17 protein-coding genes and 1 tRNA gene are annotated in these 13,158 nt (G+C 69.8%); 15 read left to right on the top strand and 3 right to left on the bottom strand.

What is annotated here, in order from left to right:
* Positions 1 to 60: 60 nt before the first annotated feature.
* Positions 61 to 1,473 (bottom strand): sigma-54-dependent transcriptional regulator, encoded by a 1,413-nt coding sequence (locus ACP2AD_RS04840; protein WP_425228958.1) that lies wholly within the window; start codon positions 1,471 to 1,473, stop codon positions 61 to 63.
* Between the two features lie 166 nt (positions 1,474 to 1,639).
* On the opposite strand from ACP2AD_RS04840, the gene ACP2AD_RS04835 reads away from it, so the two are divergent.
* From ACP2AD_RS04835 to ACP2AD_RS04800, 8 genes are all read left to right on the top strand, one after another.
* Positions 1,640 to 1,777 (top strand): aa3-type cytochrome c oxidase subunit IV, encoded by a 138-nt coding sequence (locus tag ACP2AD_RS04835; RefSeq protein ID WP_425228957.1) that lies wholly within the window; start codon positions 1,640 to 1,642, stop codon positions 1,775 to 1,777.
* 1 nt (position 1,778) lies between these two features.
* Entirely contained in the window at positions 1,779 to 2,915 is a 1,137-nt protein-coding gene (locus ACP2AD_RS04830) for an NAD(P) transhydrogenase subunit alpha (protein ID WP_425228956.1), read from the top strand.
* Positions 2,915 to 3,157 carry a type II toxin-antitoxin system HicA family toxin gene (locus ACP2AD_RS04825; RefSeq protein ID WP_425228955.1) on the top strand — a complete coding sequence of 81 codons (243 nt, stop codon included), beginning with the start codon at positions 2,915 to 2,917 and terminating at the stop codon, positions 3,155 to 3,157. The genes ACP2AD_RS04830 and ACP2AD_RS04825 overlap by 1 nt, the downstream gene beginning before the upstream one ends.
* Positions 3,154 to 3,369, top strand: a complete 216-nt coding sequence (locus ACP2AD_RS04820; RefSeq protein ID WP_425228954.1) for a type II toxin-antitoxin system HicB family antitoxin — start codon at positions 3,154 to 3,156, stop codon at positions 3,367 to 3,369. The genes ACP2AD_RS04825 and ACP2AD_RS04820 overlap by 4 nt, the downstream gene beginning before the upstream one ends.
* A 1-nt stretch (position 3,370) precedes the next feature.
* Positions 3,371 to 3,664, top strand: a complete 294-nt coding sequence (locus tag ACP2AD_RS04815) for a proton-translocating transhydrogenase family protein (RefSeq protein WP_425228953.1) — start codon at positions 3,371 to 3,373, stop codon at positions 3,662 to 3,664.
* A 160-nt stretch (positions 3,665 to 3,824) separates the two neighbouring features.
* Entirely contained in the window at positions 3,825 to 5,303 is a 1,479-nt protein-coding gene (locus ACP2AD_RS04810) for an NAD(P)(+) transhydrogenase (Re/Si-specific) subunit beta (RefSeq protein WP_425228952.1), read from the top strand.
* Positions 5,300 to 6,184 carry a hypothetical protein gene (locus ACP2AD_RS04805; protein ID WP_425228951.1) on the top strand — a complete coding sequence of 295 codons (885 nt, stop codon included), beginning with the start codon at positions 5,300 to 5,302 and terminating at the stop codon, positions 6,182 to 6,184. The genes ACP2AD_RS04810 and ACP2AD_RS04805 overlap by 4 nt, the downstream gene beginning before the upstream one ends.
* A gap of 136 nt (positions 6,185 to 6,320) precedes the next feature.
* Positions 6,321 to 6,396, top strand: a tRNA-Val gene (locus ACP2AD_RS04800).
* Here ACP2AD_RS04800 and ACP2AD_RS04795 read toward each other — a convergent pair.
* Positions 6,353 to 7,138: a GNAT family N-acetyltransferase gene (locus tag ACP2AD_RS04795; RefSeq protein WP_425229213.1), complete on the bottom strand. Its 786-nt coding sequence runs from the start codon at positions 7,136 to 7,138 to the stop codon at positions 6,353 to 6,355. The genes ACP2AD_RS04800 and ACP2AD_RS04795 overlap by 44 nt on opposite strands.
* Positions 7,135 to 7,698 (bottom strand): helix-turn-helix domain-containing protein, encoded by a 564-nt coding sequence (locus tag ACP2AD_RS04790; RefSeq protein ID WP_425228950.1) that lies wholly within the window; start codon positions 7,696 to 7,698, stop codon positions 7,135 to 7,137. The genes ACP2AD_RS04795 and ACP2AD_RS04790 overlap by 4 nt, the downstream gene beginning before the upstream one ends.
* A gap of 93 nt (positions 7,699 to 7,791) precedes the next feature.
* Here ACP2AD_RS04790 and ACP2AD_RS04785 point away from each other — a divergent pair, with 93 nt between their 5' ends.
* From ACP2AD_RS04785 to ACP2AD_RS04755, 7 genes are all read left to right on the top strand, one after another.
* The gene (locus tag ACP2AD_RS04785) at positions 7,792 to 8,253 is read left to right on the top strand and encodes a DUF6456 domain-containing protein (RefSeq protein ID WP_425228949.1); all 462 of its coding nucleotides are present in this window, start codon (positions 7,792 to 7,794) and stop codon (positions 8,251 to 8,253) included.
* A 61-nt stretch (positions 8,254 to 8,314) separates the two neighbouring features.
* A complete protein-coding gene (locus tag ACP2AD_RS04780; RefSeq protein WP_425228948.1) occupies positions 8,315 to 8,971 on the top strand; it encodes a glutathione S-transferase family protein in 657 nt (218 codons plus the stop codon).
* A 1-nt stretch (position 8,972) separates the two neighbouring features.
* On the top strand, positions 8,973 to 9,911 hold the full coding sequence (gene dapF / locus ACP2AD_RS04775; protein WP_425228947.1) for a diaminopimelate epimerase: 939 nt from the start codon (positions 8,973 to 8,975) through the stop codon (positions 9,909 to 9,911).
* A 315-nt stretch (positions 9,912 to 10,226) separates the two neighbouring features.
* Entirely contained in the window at positions 10,227 to 11,078 is an 852-nt protein-coding gene (locus tag ACP2AD_RS04770; protein WP_425228946.1) for a cyclase family protein, read from the top strand.
* A gap of 2 nt (positions 11,079 to 11,080) precedes the next feature.
* A complete protein-coding gene (locus tag ACP2AD_RS04765) occupies positions 11,081 to 11,431 on the top strand; it encodes a cupin domain-containing protein (protein ID WP_425228945.1) in 351 nt (116 codons plus the stop codon).
* Complete coding sequence (locus tag ACP2AD_RS04760; protein WP_425228944.1) at positions 11,428 to 12,228, top strand: SDR family NAD(P)-dependent oxidoreductase; 801 nt, start codon at positions 11,428 to 11,430, stop codon at positions 12,226 to 12,228. The genes ACP2AD_RS04765 and ACP2AD_RS04760 overlap by 4 nt, the downstream gene beginning before the upstream one ends.
* A 3-nt stretch (positions 12,229 to 12,231) precedes the next feature.
* Positions 12,232 to 13,158 carry a 3-keto-5-aminohexanoate cleavage protein gene (locus ACP2AD_RS04755; protein ID WP_425228943.1) on the top strand — a complete coding sequence of 309 codons (927 nt, stop codon included), beginning with the start codon at positions 12,232 to 12,234 and terminating at the stop codon, positions 13,156 to 13,158.

The following is a 13,158-nucleotide window of genomic DNA, read 5'->3' as shown; positions in this document are numbered from 1 at the left end:
CTTTGCGCCCGCCGGCCGGGCTCGCCCGTCTCGCACATAGCGTCGCTGCGTGCGTGCGGGCTACGCCGCGTTGTCGATACCCAGTTCGCCCAGTTTCCGGTACAGCGTCGACCGCCCGATCCCCAGCCGTCGCGCGACCTCCGTCATCCGGCCGCGATAATGGCCGATCGCGAGGCGGATAACGTCGGCTTCGATGTCTTCCAGCGGCCGCATGTTGCCGTCGGGGCGGAACAGCGTAACGCCGCCCGCCATCGCCGCCGAGGTCGTCGCGTGACGCCGCGCGCCCAGGCTGGCGATCTGCGGAAAGTCGGCCTTCGTCAGCGCCGCGCCGTCGCAGAGCACGGCTGCGCGGAACAGCGCATTCTGGAGCTGGCGGACATTGCCCGGCCAGTCATAGTCGCAGAGCAGCGTCAGCGCGTCGTCGGTGATGCCGAGCGCCATCAGCCCCGGTTGCTGCGCGATGCGGGCAAGCAGATGGCGGGTCAGTGCAGGGATGTCGCCCGCGCGGTCGCGCAGGGGCGGGATCGTCACCGGCACGACATTGAGACGCAGGTACAAATCCTCGCGGAAACGCCCCGCCTCCACCTCGTCGGCCAGGTTCTTGTTGGTCGCGGCGATGACGCGGACGTCGACCTGCTGCCCGTGGCGCGCACCGACCGGATGGATTTCGCCCAACTGCAGGACGCGGAGCAGCTTGGCCTGCGCGTCGAGCGGCATCTCGCCGACCTCATCGAGGAACAGCGAGCCGCCGTCGGCGTGGGACAGGCGGCCGATCTTTCGCTCAAAGGCGCCGGTGAAGGCGCCGCATTCGTGGCCGAACAGTTCGGATTCGACCAGGTTGGCGGGGATCGCGCGACAGTTGACCGTCACCATCGGCTTCTTCGCGCGCGGTGACGCCGCGTGGATCGCTTCGGCGACGACTTCCTTGCCGACGCCGCTTTCGCCCTCGATCAGCACCGGCATCCGCGCCCGCGCCGCCTTGGCCGCGATCGCCAGCGCGGTGCGGAAATCGGGCGAGGACCCGACGATCTCGTCGAATCCGAGCAGCGCCGGGATCTTCTCGGTCAGCGGCCGCAGTTCGCCTGCGGCCGTCCCCGCCACCGCCGCCTCCAGTGCGGCGAGCAGGCGTTCGGGCGCCAGCGGCTTGACCAGGAAATCGGTCGCGCCCGCGCGCATCGCGCCGACCGCCGCCGCGACCGACCCGTTGGCGGTGAGCATCAGGATCGGCAGCGCCGGGCGGCGTTCACGCAGCGCGGCGATGGTGGCGGTCGCATCGTCGTCGGGCGAGCCGTGATCGAGCAGGATCGCGTCGAGCTGCATCCCGTCCTGCGTGCCGAGCGTCGCCACCCCCGTTTCGCCGTCGCCGGCGAATATCGAGCGCCAGCCCGCGCGGGCGGCGAGCGCCGACACCAGCCGCCGCTGCGCCGGCTCGGCGTCGATCAGCAGCAGCAGGCGTTGGCCGTTGCGCGTCATGACCGGACCGGACGCGGGGGGGCAGGATGGGGGCGGGCAGGGTTGGACATCGAGCACGCGACATACCCCGCGACGGTAAAGGCGGCTTAAACGCTAGCCGACAATTATTGCAGGCAGGCGAACCGCTCGATAAAGGCACCGGTTCCAACCGGATGAAGAGAGTGCGATGGACAGTGACGGCATCGACCGCGGCAGCCTGGAGACGCATGTCGAGACCTATGACGGCGTCATCGCGCTGCTGAAGTGGGGCGCGGTGGTGGCGGCGGTGGTCGCGGCGCTGGTGATCTGGCTGATCGCTCATTAGGGTGAGGATCGCCGTAGTCAGGGAACGGGCCGACGGCGAGAAGCGCGTCGCAGCGACGCCGGAAACCGTCCGCAAGCTGGCCGCACTGGGTGCAAGCGTTGGCGTCGAAGCGGGCGCGGGGGAGGCGGCCTCCTATGCCGACGCCGACTATGCGGCGACGGGCGCGACGGTCGGCGACCTCCCGTCGACGGTCGCAGGTGCGGACATTGTGCTGGGCGTGCAGGGGCCGGACCCGGCGAGCCTGTCGGGTGTGACCCAGGGCGCCTGGGTGGTCGCGTCGCTCAATCCGTTCGGCGCCGGAGAGAATGGGCGCGCCCGCGTCGACGCCTATGCCGCCGCGGGGGTCGAGGCGCTGGCGATGGAGCTGATGCCGCGGATCACGCGCGCGCAGGGCATGGACATCCTGTCGTCGCAGTCGAACCTGGCGGGCTACAAAGCCGTGCTGGACGCGGCCGCCGAATATGGCCGCGCCTTTCCGATGATGATGACCGCGGCGGGGACGGTCAGCGCCGCCCGGGTGTTCGTGATGGGGGTCGGCGTCGCGGGGCTGCAGGCGATCGCGACGGCGCGGCGGCTGGGGGCGCAGGTGTCGGCGACCGACGTCCGCTCGGCGACGAAGGAGCAGATCCAGTCGCTCGGCGCCAAGCCGGTGTTCGTCGAGGGCGTGGCGGGAATCGAGGGCGAAGGCGCCGGCGGTTATGCAGGCGAGACCTCGTCCGAATACCAGGCGGCGCAGGCGGCGCTGGTGTCGTCGCACATCGCCAAGCAGGACATCGTGATCACCACCGCGCTGATCCCCGGCCGCGCCGCGCCGCGGCTGGTGTCGGATGCGCAGGTCGCGAGCATGCGCCCGGGTTCGGTAATCGTCGACCTGGCCGTCGAGCAGGGCGGCAATGTCGAGGGTGCGGTCGCGGGCGAGGTGGTCGAGGTCCACGGCGTTCGCATCGTCGGGCACAGGAACGTGCCGTCGCGGCTGGCCGCGGACGCCTCGGCGCTGTTCGCGCGGAACCTCTACAATTTCCTGAGCGCGTTCTGGGACAAGGACGCGGGGCGGCCGGTGCTCGACGCCGAGATCGGCGACGCGGTGCGGCTGACCAAAGACGGCAAGGTGGTGCATGCGAGGCTGCTCGACAGCTGATGGCCGACGACCTGCTGGAGCGGATGCGGACGAACCCGCGTGACTGGCTTGTCGAGGATGTGATCAGGGCATACCGGGCAGCGGGTGCGACTTGCACGCCTCCGCGCAAGGGGTCACATTACAAGGTGAAGCACGACGCCGTGTCGCAGATTCTGACCATCCCTGCACATCGGCCGATCAAGCCGGTATACATCCACGCACTGGTCCGCTTCATAGACGCGATATCGGGAGCAAATGCGTGAGCCCACAGCAATATGAGGTCGATATTCGGCCGCTGTCCGTTGCGGACGGCGGCGGGTTCATTGCGACCGTGCCCGAGCTTCCCGGTTGTTTTTCCGACGGTGAAACACCGGAAGAAGCGCTGCGGAACGCTTACGATGCGATCGGTTGCTGGATGGAGGCCGCAGAGGAAATGGGCCGTCCCGTTCCCGAACCGCGCCGGGCAGCAGCCTGAGATGGATTTCATCTCGATCCTCTCCGTCTTCGTGCTGGCCTGCTTCGTCGGCTACTATGTCGTGTGGAGCGTCACGCCGGCGCTGCACACGCCGTTGATGGCGGTTACGAACGCGATCTCGTCGGTCATCATCGTCGGCGCGCTGATCGCGGCGGCGGCGGCGGGATCGGCGCCAGGTGCTTTGGGCGCGAAATGGCTGGGGCTGGCGGCGGTGACGCTGGCGAGCGTCAACATCTTCGGCGGGTTCGCGGTGACGGCGCGGATGCTGGCGATGTACCAGAAGAAGGGGCGGTGATGGGTGCTGGCAATCCTCCCCGGGACGGGGAGGTGGGGCGCGGGCGCAGCCCGCGTGACGGAGGGGGCGGGCGGCTGGCGATGACCGTCGCGGCGAGCCCCCTCCACCACTCGCCCAAGGGGGCGAGCGGTCCCCCTCCCCGTGAACGGGGAGGATTTTAGTGGAAATCGTCAACCCCTGGGTCGCGCTCGCCTATCTCGTTGCGGGGGTGTGCTTCATCCTGGCGCTGCGCGGGTTGTCGAGCCCGTCTACCAGCCAGCGCGGCAACCGCTTCGGCATGGCGGGCATGCTGATCGCGGTCGGGACGACGCTGCTCACGCACATCCCGCGCGGTGTATTCCCGCCGGAAGAACGTCCCTTCGATCCGACCAACATAGATTGGACAGCTGGCGCCGAAATCCTTGCCGCCATCGGCATCGGCGCGGTCATCGGCCTTACCACGGCGCGGCGCATCCGGATGACCGCGATGCCGCAGCTCGTCGCCGCGTTCCACTCGCTCGTCGGCCTCGCCGCGGTGCTGGTCGGGGTCGCGGCGTACCTCAACCCGCAGGCGTTCGGGATCGCCGATCTCGTCATCCCGATGCTGGCCAAACCGTTCGCGGTCATTCATCCCGTCAGCAAGGTCGAGATGGGGCTGGGCGTCGCGATCGGCGCGATCACGTTCAGCGGCTCGGTGATCGCGTTCCTGAAGCTCAACGGCAACATGGGCGGCAAGCCGATCCTGCTGCCCGGCCGCCATGTCATCAACCTGGGCATCCTGGCCGCCATCCTGCTCCTCGTCATGCAGTTTGCGCACACGCAGGATGTCTGGCCGTTCTGGACGCTGCTGGCGCTGTCGTTCGCGATCGGCTTCCTGCTCATCGTGCCGATCGGCGGCGCCGACATGCCGGTCGTCGTGTCGATGCTCAACAGCTATTCGGGCTGGGCGGCGGCGGCGATGGGGTTCACGCTCCACAACAGCGCGATGATCATCACCGGCGCGCTGGTCGGTTCGTCGGGCGCGATCCTGAGCTACATCATGTGCCGCGCGATGAACCGGTCGTTTCTGAGCGTCATCGCGGGCGGGTTCGGCGCGACGGCGGGCGGCGGTGACGGGGAGAAGATCGACCGGCCGTGGAAGCGCGGCTCGGCGGAGGACGCCGCCTTCCTGATGCAGCAGGCCGAGCAGGTCATCATCGTGCCCGGCTACGGCATGGCGGTGGCGCAGGCGCAGCACGTGCTGCGCGAGATGGCCGACAAGCTGAAGGAACATGGCGTCCGCGTGAAATACGCGATTCACCCGGTCGCCGGCCGCATGCCCGGGCACATGAACGTCCTGCTGGCCGAGGCGAACGTGCCCTATGACGAGGTGTTCGAGCTGGAGGACATCAACTCGGAGTTCGCGCAGACCGACGTCGCCTTCATCATCGGCGCCAACGACGTGGTGAACCCCGCCGCCAAGACCGACAAGGCCTCGCCGATCTACGGCATGCCGGTGTTCGACGTGGGGAAGGCGAAGACGGTCCTGTTCATCAAGCGCAGCATGGGCGGCGTCGGCTATGCGGGCGTCGACAACGACGTCTTCTATGCCGACAACACGATGATGCTGCTCGCCGACGCCAAGAAGATGGTCGAGGAGATCGTGAAGGCGCTCGCGTGACCTTGCCGGGATGGGGCGAGGGAACGGGAGACGCGTTCGACGTCGTGCTGGTCGGCGACGCGGAGCCCATGGCGGCAGCGGTAGCGCTGGCCGGCGGGCGGGTGGTCGCGCGGCTGGGGTGGGACGCGGTCGCGACTGCCGACGCGACGGCGCTGGTGGCGGTGGAGCTGGACGGAGGCGCGGCGGCGCTGTCGGCGCTGGCGGGGCTGGCCGGGTGGGCGGACCTGGTCACCTGCGGGCTCGATCAGCTCGATGCGGTGGCCGATGCCGTGCTGTTCAGCGATGCGCAGCTGCTGTGCGCGCCGACGCTGGCCGAGCGGGTCGAGGCGCTGGCGCTGGCGGCGGCGCAGGGGCATGCGCCCGAGGCGGCGGTACGCGAGGGCGACGCCGCGCGGCTGCGCCGGTTCTCGGGCGAGGTCGCGCGGATCGCCGGGGTGCTCGCGCGGCTGGCGACGGCGGAAGGCGGACCGAAAGCCGATGGGGTGCTGGCCGACCGGCGGCCGGCCTACGACCCGGGTCCGGCGAGCGGCGTTCCGGCCAACCCGAAGCTGGTCCGCGCCGCGATCCGCGCGCGGCGGCTGCGCGCGCAGTATTTCGGCGACGGGCTGTTCGAGGACCCGGCCTGGGACATGCTGCTCGACCTCTACGCGGCCGAGCTGGAGGGCGGGCGGGTGTCGGTCTCCTCGCTGTGCATCGCCGCGCAGGTTGCGCCGACCACCGCGCTGCGATGGATCGGGCGGCTGACCGCGGAAGGGCTGTTCGAGCGCCGCCCCGATCCGCAGGACCGGCGGCGCGCCTTCGTGGCGCTGTCCGGCAGGGCATCGGCGACGATGCGGGCGTATGTGGCGGCGCTGGAGCGGACGGGGTTGAGCCTTGGATAGCTTCGTGTAGGGAGCGGCGGCCGACGGCAAAGCCGCCGGCCTCGTCGGACGGGCTCGGCTGACACCGACCCGCCGGCCGCCCTCGGCGCGCGCCGGTGGCGCGCCGGTGCGGTCGTGGCCGCGACTGCGCCTTCGGGGGCGCTTAGCTCAGTTGGTAGAGCGCTTCCTTTACACGGAAGATGTCGGCGGTTCGAGCCCGTCAGCGCCCACCACCCGGTAATGATAGCGATACAGCTCGGTCGTGAAGCCGACGCCGCGGTAGAGCGCGTGGGCGGGGGTGTTGGCGGCGGCGACCTGAAGGCAGACGGCTTCCGCTCCCTGCGCGGCGGCCCAGCCCTGAAGCGCGGCGACGAGGCGGCGGGCATGGCCCCGGCGGCGGTGTGCAGCGCCGGTGACGATCGCTTCGAGAACGGCGACGCCGTCGACCAGCGCGGCGTAGCCCGCGGCGACGGGAATGCCGCCGTCGGTGACGGTCGCAAAGGCGGCGGTGACGAGCAGCGCGACGGCGGCGGCAAGCTGGTCCTGCCCGTCCCGGTCGAGCCCGGCCAGCACGGCGCGGGCGGCGAGCCAGCGCGGCGTGGCGATGCTGGTCATCGTCACCGACGCGTCGGGCGCGGCCGCGGCGGGCGCGGCGAGCAGGGTCAGCGTCGCGTCCTCGGGTGCGCCGAAGCCAAGCGCGTCGAGCGCGGTGTCGAGGCCGACGGCAATGGCGGGGACACGGACGGTAAGGGGCTTGCGACATGCAGCGAGCATCGCGCGGGCTTGCGCGAGGACGGGGGCGGGGTCGCGGGGGCCGTGCTCGATCGGGTTGAGGCTGTTGAGCCGTCGCGTCGCACCGCCGCCGGCGCGAAGCAGCCAGCCGTCGATCAGCGTCTCGGCGGCGGTGGGCCAGGCGGCCTGGCATGCGTGTTCGATGCGCCAGGGGCCAGGAACTGCGGCCGGCGCACCACTCACAGGCTGCGGATGAGGCGTACCGCCTGGGCGAGCCAGGGAGCGTCGCTCAACACCTGCTGACGCGTGCCGTGACCGAGCGGCAAGATGTGGAGTTTGGCGCCCTCCCGGTTCAGCAGGCGGCCGAAGACGAACCGCCCGCCGGGACGGGGAACGAGGACATCGCGGTTGAGCGCCTGCGCGAACCGTTCCGGTGGCAGGCGCTCGCACCAGATCGCGTCGCCGGCGCGATAGTCGCCGACGCCTGCCCGCACCGTGACCGCGACCAGCTCGGGGGCGGGGAGCGGCGGGGTGAGCGCGGCGGCCCGGCGCGGCGCCTCGATCCCGGCCGCATCCAGCACCGCAGCGACCGGAATGTCGGCGCGGTCGGGTAGCTTCACCAGCTCGGCCGCGGTGACGCCCAGCGCGCGGGCGATCCGGTTGAGCCAGATCACCGACACGGTGCGGGTGCCGGTCTCCAGCCGCCCGATCGTCTGAGCGGTGGTGGGCGGGTCGCAGGCGCGCGCGACGTCGTCCAGCGTCAGCCCCTTGGCGCGGCGAACCTCCCTGATGGCGGTGATCATCCGCAATTTCTCCAACCGATCTGGTTTTACGGCTGTCCTACAAACCAGCGCCGCTGGCAAGCGGGCGCCGGGCGAGTCGGATGGAGGCAGATCGTGCGGGAACTGGTGGAGCGCGGGCTGGGCGAGCATGGTGTGCTGGGCGAGCGGGGGCGGGCGCGGCGCAGCGTGACCGTCAACCTGCGCGAATCGCCGCTGTCGTGGCTGGCGGCACGCGGGCTGGTGACGGCGCGGCAGCTGGCGGCGGGCGAGCGGCTGCGCGCCGATTGGGAGCGCGCGCAGCTGAGCCCGCGGGTGACGATGGCGTGGGATCGGGTGCGGGTCGATGGCGGCAGCGCAGACAGCGGCGACGCGACGACGGCGCAGCTGAGCGCCAAACGGCGGTTCGATGCGGCGGTCGCGGCGGCGGGCCCGGGGCTGCAGGACGTACTGTGGCGGGTGGTCTGTGCTGGCGAGGGTCTGCCGGCGACGGAAAAGGCGTTCGGCTGGCCGGTGCGGGCGGGCCGCGTGGTGCTGTGCCTCGCGCTGGACCGCGTGGCGGCCTGGTATGGCGTGTGAGGGGCATCTTCTCGCGTGCGGGCGGAAGGGCTAGGCACCACCGCAAACGGGGAGAGAGCCGATGATCGTCTATGGATCCACGATTTCGCCATTTGTGCGCAAGGTCGTCGCCTTTGCGGCGGAGAAGGGCATCGCTGTGACGGTGACGCCGGGCGGGATGGGCCGCGGCGGGCCGGACTTCCTGGAGGCGTCGCCGTTCCGCAAGATGCCCGCCCTGCGCGATCCGGGCGCGGATGACGGGCGCGATTTCATCCTGTCCGACTCGACCGCGATCGTCGCCTATCTGGAGGCGAAGCAGCCCGACCCCAACCTGATCCCGACCGCGGCGGCAGCGCGGGCAAGGACGATCTGGTTCGAGCAGTTCGCGAGCACGATCGTGACCGCGGCCGGATCGAAGATGTTCTTCAACCGCATGGTCGCGCCGCGGTTTCTGAAACAGCCGGGCGACGCCGCGGCCGCCGACGCGGCGGAGCGCGACGAGATGCCGCCGATCCTCGATTATCTGGAGCGGATCGCCCCCGCCCCCGGCGGTTTCCTGATCGACGAGCGCGTGACGCTGGCCGACCTGGCGGTGGCGTCGCCCTTCGCGAACCTAGCCTTGATCGGGTTCGACCTGTCGCGCTGGCCGCGGGTGCAGGCATGGGTCGACAGCGTGCTGGCGCGGCCGAGCTTCGCCTGTGTGGCGAGCGATCGGGCGATGATCGCGGCGCTGCCCTGACATGCGGCTGCCGCTGATCAAGTGCCACGGATCGGGGAACGATTTTCCGCTCCTCGATGCGCGGCAGGTGCGGTTCGACGATGACGTCTGGTCGGCCGCGGCGGTAGCGCTGGCGGACCGGGCCGGGCCGCTGGGCGGCGACGGGCTGCTGGCGCTGACCGCAGGCGACGACGCGCACGATTTTGGCATGCGGATGTGGAACAGTGACGGGTCGGAGGCGGAGCTGTGCCTAAACGGCCTGCGCTGCGTGGCGCGGTTGGGGTTCGAGGCGCTGGGCATCGAAGAGGCGCTGATCCGGTGCAAGGCGTCGTCGGTTGCCGCGGCGCGCGCCGCGCCGCTGGGCCCAAATGTCTACACGGTGCGCGAGACGGCGGGGCCGGCGTCGCTTGACCTGGCAGGCTGGCCGATGGCGATCGGGCGAGCCGAGAATGTCGAGCGGGCGATCGAGCGGCTGCCCTCGACGCGCGCGTTCACCGCGATCGCGATGCCCAACCCGCATCTGGTGGCGTTCGTCGAGCGCGTGGACGAGGCGGAGCTGGTGGCGCTGGGGGCGTTTGTCGAGGCGGCGCCGGGGTGGTTGCCGAACCGCGCGAACGTGTCGTTCGTGGAAGCAAGGTCGGCGGGCGCGCTGTTCGTGCGGACGTTCGAGCGCGGCGTCGGGCTGACCGACAGCTGCGGGAGCGCGATGGCGGCGTCGGTCTATGCCGCGTGCCTGACCGGGCGGGCGGCGTACGATGCCGAGGTGAGGGTACTCAACCGCGGCGGGCTGGTGAAGGGCAGCGCCGACATGGGGGGCACGGTGACGCTGCTGGGCAATGCAACCTGGGCGTGGGCGGGGTCGGTCGAGATCGACGCGGCGACGGGCGCGGTGGGCGCGGTGCGGGTCGAGCAACGGTTTGCGGACGAGGTGGAGGCCTGGGCAGCGCTGATAGCGGGGTGAGGGGTTCGCTATCCGTGGGGAAACGCCAGCGTCGGTGCGAGCCATATTCAAATATGGGGATTTCGGCCGGTCGGCTTTCCGACACGGCGTTGAACGAATGCGGCAAGGAGCGCTGGCCGCCAACTCCGCGTTGCTCTTGCGGAGCAAGGCGCGCTGCCCAAGCCGCACCGCACCATGACGCTGTTGACCGATTTTATTGGCGGCCTTGTCGACGCGGATCGCGGCGGGTGCCGCGCCAAATCCAGCCACAAACCCTATTGCCCACATCGCGGGACGGTTGTACCATCTAGCGATACATAAGAATGGAGAGCGGTGGTGGAGTGGCGAGACGAGGCGCTGTGCAAGTTCGAGGAATCGAACCTGCAAAACGCGATGGGGCTGGAGTTCTACGATCTCAGCCACCCCTGGGGACTGGGACAGCCGGTCTGGCCCTATTTCGAGGACGTCAAGATCGAGCGGCTGCACGGCATGTCGAAGTCGAACGTCCTGACGCAGAAGATCACCACCGTCATGCACTCGGGCACGCACATGGATGCGCCCGCTCATGTCGTGCCCGGCACGCCGTTCATGGACGAGGTGCCGCTGCCCTATTTCTTCGGCCCGGGCGTCGTCGTCTCGATTCCCAAGCAGAAATGGGAGGTCGTCACCGCCGAGGATCTGGAAAACGCCCGACCTCAAATCCGCGAGGGTGATATCGTCATCGTGAACACCGGCTGGCACCGCTATTACGGCGATAACCGCCACTATTACGCCTATTCGCCGGGTTTCTACAAGGAAGCGGGCGAGTGGTTCGTCAACAAGAAGGTCAAGATGATCGGCACCGACACCCAGGCGCTGGATCATCCGCTGGGTACTGCGATCGGACCGCACGGCACCGGTGCGCCGCATGGGCTGATCCCCGCGGTGAACGACGAATATGAGCGCGAGACCGGTCGCAAGGTCATCGAGGACTTTCCATATTGGGAGCCTTGCCACAACGCGGTGCTGTCAGCGGGTATCTGCGGGTTCGAGAATGTCGGCGGCGACATCGACAAGGTGACGGGCAAGCGTGTCACCATCGCGGGCTTCCCGTGGCGCTGGACCAAAGGCGACGGCTGCATCATCCGATTGGTCGCGATCGTCGATCCGACCGGCGGCTTTCGCATCGAGACCGGGCGGGGCGCGTAGCGGTGGAGATCACCCGTTTCGCCGACGCGCGGCCGTATACCGCCCCCAAGCACCACGACATGCGCGGCCTGCGCTTGCAGGGCTTTGACGCGTCGGGCGCGCGGTTCGCGTGGACGGGCCTGTCGCACTTCCTGCCCGGCGGCGGCGCGGAGATGGACGCCAGCCCGCTGGAGAAAATCTATGTGGTGCTCGACGGCGCGGTGACGATCGAACTCGGCAACGGCGCGACCGAACGGCTGGGCAAGTTCGACAGCTGCTTCATCCCCGGCGGCGAGGCGCGCGCGATCCGCAACGAGGGCAACGCGGTCGCATCCATGCTGGTGGTCATGCCCTATCCGGAGGCCGCGGCGTGACGCTGCCCGCGATCGACCCCGCGACCCTGTTCGACATCCGTGGCAAGTCCGCGATCGTGATCGGCGCGACCGGCGCATTCGGGCAGGTGGTCTGCGCGACGCTGGGCCGGGCGGGCGCCAAGCTGACGATCGCCGCCGGTGATGGCGAGGCGCTGGCCGTGCTCGGCGATGAGCTGCGCGCCGACGGCATCGCCGTTGCGCTCGCCAACCGACGCCCCGGCAGCGAGGCGGATTGCGCCGCGATCGTCGCCACCGCGCAGGTCACCTTCGGCGGTGTCGACATCCTGGTGATCGCATCGGGCATGAACGACGTTGCGCCGATCGGCGAACTAACACCGGCCCGCTTCGATGCGGTCATGCGGGCCAACGTCGATGGCGCCTGGCTCATGGCGCGCGCGGCGGGCGCCGCGATGATTGCGCAGGCGCGCGGCGGCAAGGTGGTGCTGACCTCGTCGGCGCGCGGCAAGCTGGGCCACCCCGCGGGCTATTCGGCCTACTGCACCTCCAAGGCGGCGGTCGACGGGCTGACGCGCGCGCTGGGATGCGAGTGGGGCGAGCACGGCATCACCGTCAACGCCATCGCCCCCACCGTCTTCCGCTCGCCACTGACCGCGTGGATGTTCGCCGACGACGACAAGGCCAAGGCGGTGCGCGAAGGTTTTCTCGCCCGCGTTCCCGTCGGACGCCTCGGCGAACCCGAGGATCTCGCCGGACCCCTGCTGTTCCTCTGCAGCCGCGCGTCCGATTTCCATACCGGCCACATCGTCTATGCCGATGGCGGCTATACCGCGGGCTGAGCCATGGCCAAGGTCATCATCACCTGCGCGATCACCGGCGGCATCCACACGCCCAGCCTGTCGGACGCGCTGCCGTGGCGGCCCGACGACATCGCGGCGCAGTCGATCGCCGCGGCGCGTGCCGGGGCGGCGATCCTGCACCTGCATGCGCGCAGCCCCGAGGACGGATCACCGACCGGCGATCCAGACGTGTACCGCCAGTTCCTGCCCGCGATCCACGACGCGACCGATGCGGTGATCAACCTCACCACCGGCGGCAGTCCGGACATGAGCCCGGAGGATCGGCTCGCCGCAGCGCTCGCGTTCAGTCCGGAGATGTGTTCGCTCAACATGGGCTCGATGAACTTTGCCTTTCATGGACTCGCCGCCAAGCAGAGGCCCTGGCGGTTCGAGTGGGAGGAGCGCTACATCCGGAACTCGGAAAGCTTCATCTTCCGCAACACCTTCGCCGATATCGCGCGCAACTATGCGCTGCTCGTCGACCACGGCACCCGGTTCGAGCATGAGTGCTACGATATCGGTCACCTCTACAACCTTGCGCATTTCGTCGACCGGGGGATCGCGAAGCCGCCCTTCTTCATCCAAACCGTGTTCGGCATCCTTGGCGGGATCGGCGCGGACCCCGACAACGTCCTGTTCATGCGCCGCACCGCCGACCGGCTCTTCGGAAAGGATTACGTCTGGTCGGTGCTGGCCGCGGGCAAGCACCAGATGCCGGTGGTGACCCAGGCCGCGCTGTTGGGCGGCAACGTCCGCGTCGGGCTGGAGGACAGCCTGTTCCTCGGCCGCGGGCAGATGGCGCCGAGCAATGCGGCGCAGGTGAGCAAGGTTTGCGCGATCCTGGCCGAGCTGGGCCTGGAGACGGCGACCCCCGGCGAAGCGCGAGCAATGCTGGCGCTCAAGGGGCGTAACGCGGTGCGGATCGGCTGA

Source organism: Sphingomonas sp., assembly GCF_965248875.1.
GTDB lineage: Bacteria > Pseudomonadota > Alphaproteobacteria > Sphingomonadales > Sphingomonadaceae > Sphingomonas.
This window is presented reverse-complemented; position numbering and strand designations above follow the sequence as displayed.

Bases quoted from the DNA above. Each gene is read 5' to 3' on its own strand.
- ACP2AD_RS04825 (WP_425228955.1), top strand. From the start codon at position 2,915: ATGGCCGACGACCTGCTGGAGCGGATGCGGACGAACCCGCGTGACTGG.
- dapF (WP_425228947.1), top strand. From the start codon at position 8,973: ATGCGGCTGCCGCTGATCAAGTGCCACGGATCGGGGAACGATTTTCCG.
- ACP2AD_RS04840 (WP_425228958.1), bottom strand. From the start codon at position 1,473: ATGACGCGCAACGGCCAACGCCTGCTGCTGCTGATCGACGCCGAGCCG.
- ACP2AD_RS04790 (WP_425228950.1), bottom strand. From the start codon at position 7,698: ATGATCACCGCCATCAGGGAGGTTCGCCGCGCCAAGGGGCTGACGCTG.
- ACP2AD_RS04755 (WP_425228943.1), top strand. From the start codon at position 12,232: ATGGCCAAGGTCATCATCACCTGCGCGATCACCGGCGGCATCCACACG.
- ACP2AD_RS04780 (WP_425228948.1), top strand. From the start codon at position 8,315: ATGATCGTCTATGGATCCACGATTTCGCCATTTGTGCGCAAGGTCGTC.
- ACP2AD_RS04835 (WP_425228957.1), top strand. From the start codon at position 1,640: ATGGACAGTGACGGCATCGACCGCGGCAGCCTGGAGACGCATGTCGAG.
- ACP2AD_RS04815 (WP_425228953.1), top strand. From the start codon at position 3,371: ATGGATTTCATCTCGATCCTCTCCGTCTTCGTGCTGGCCTGCTTCGTC.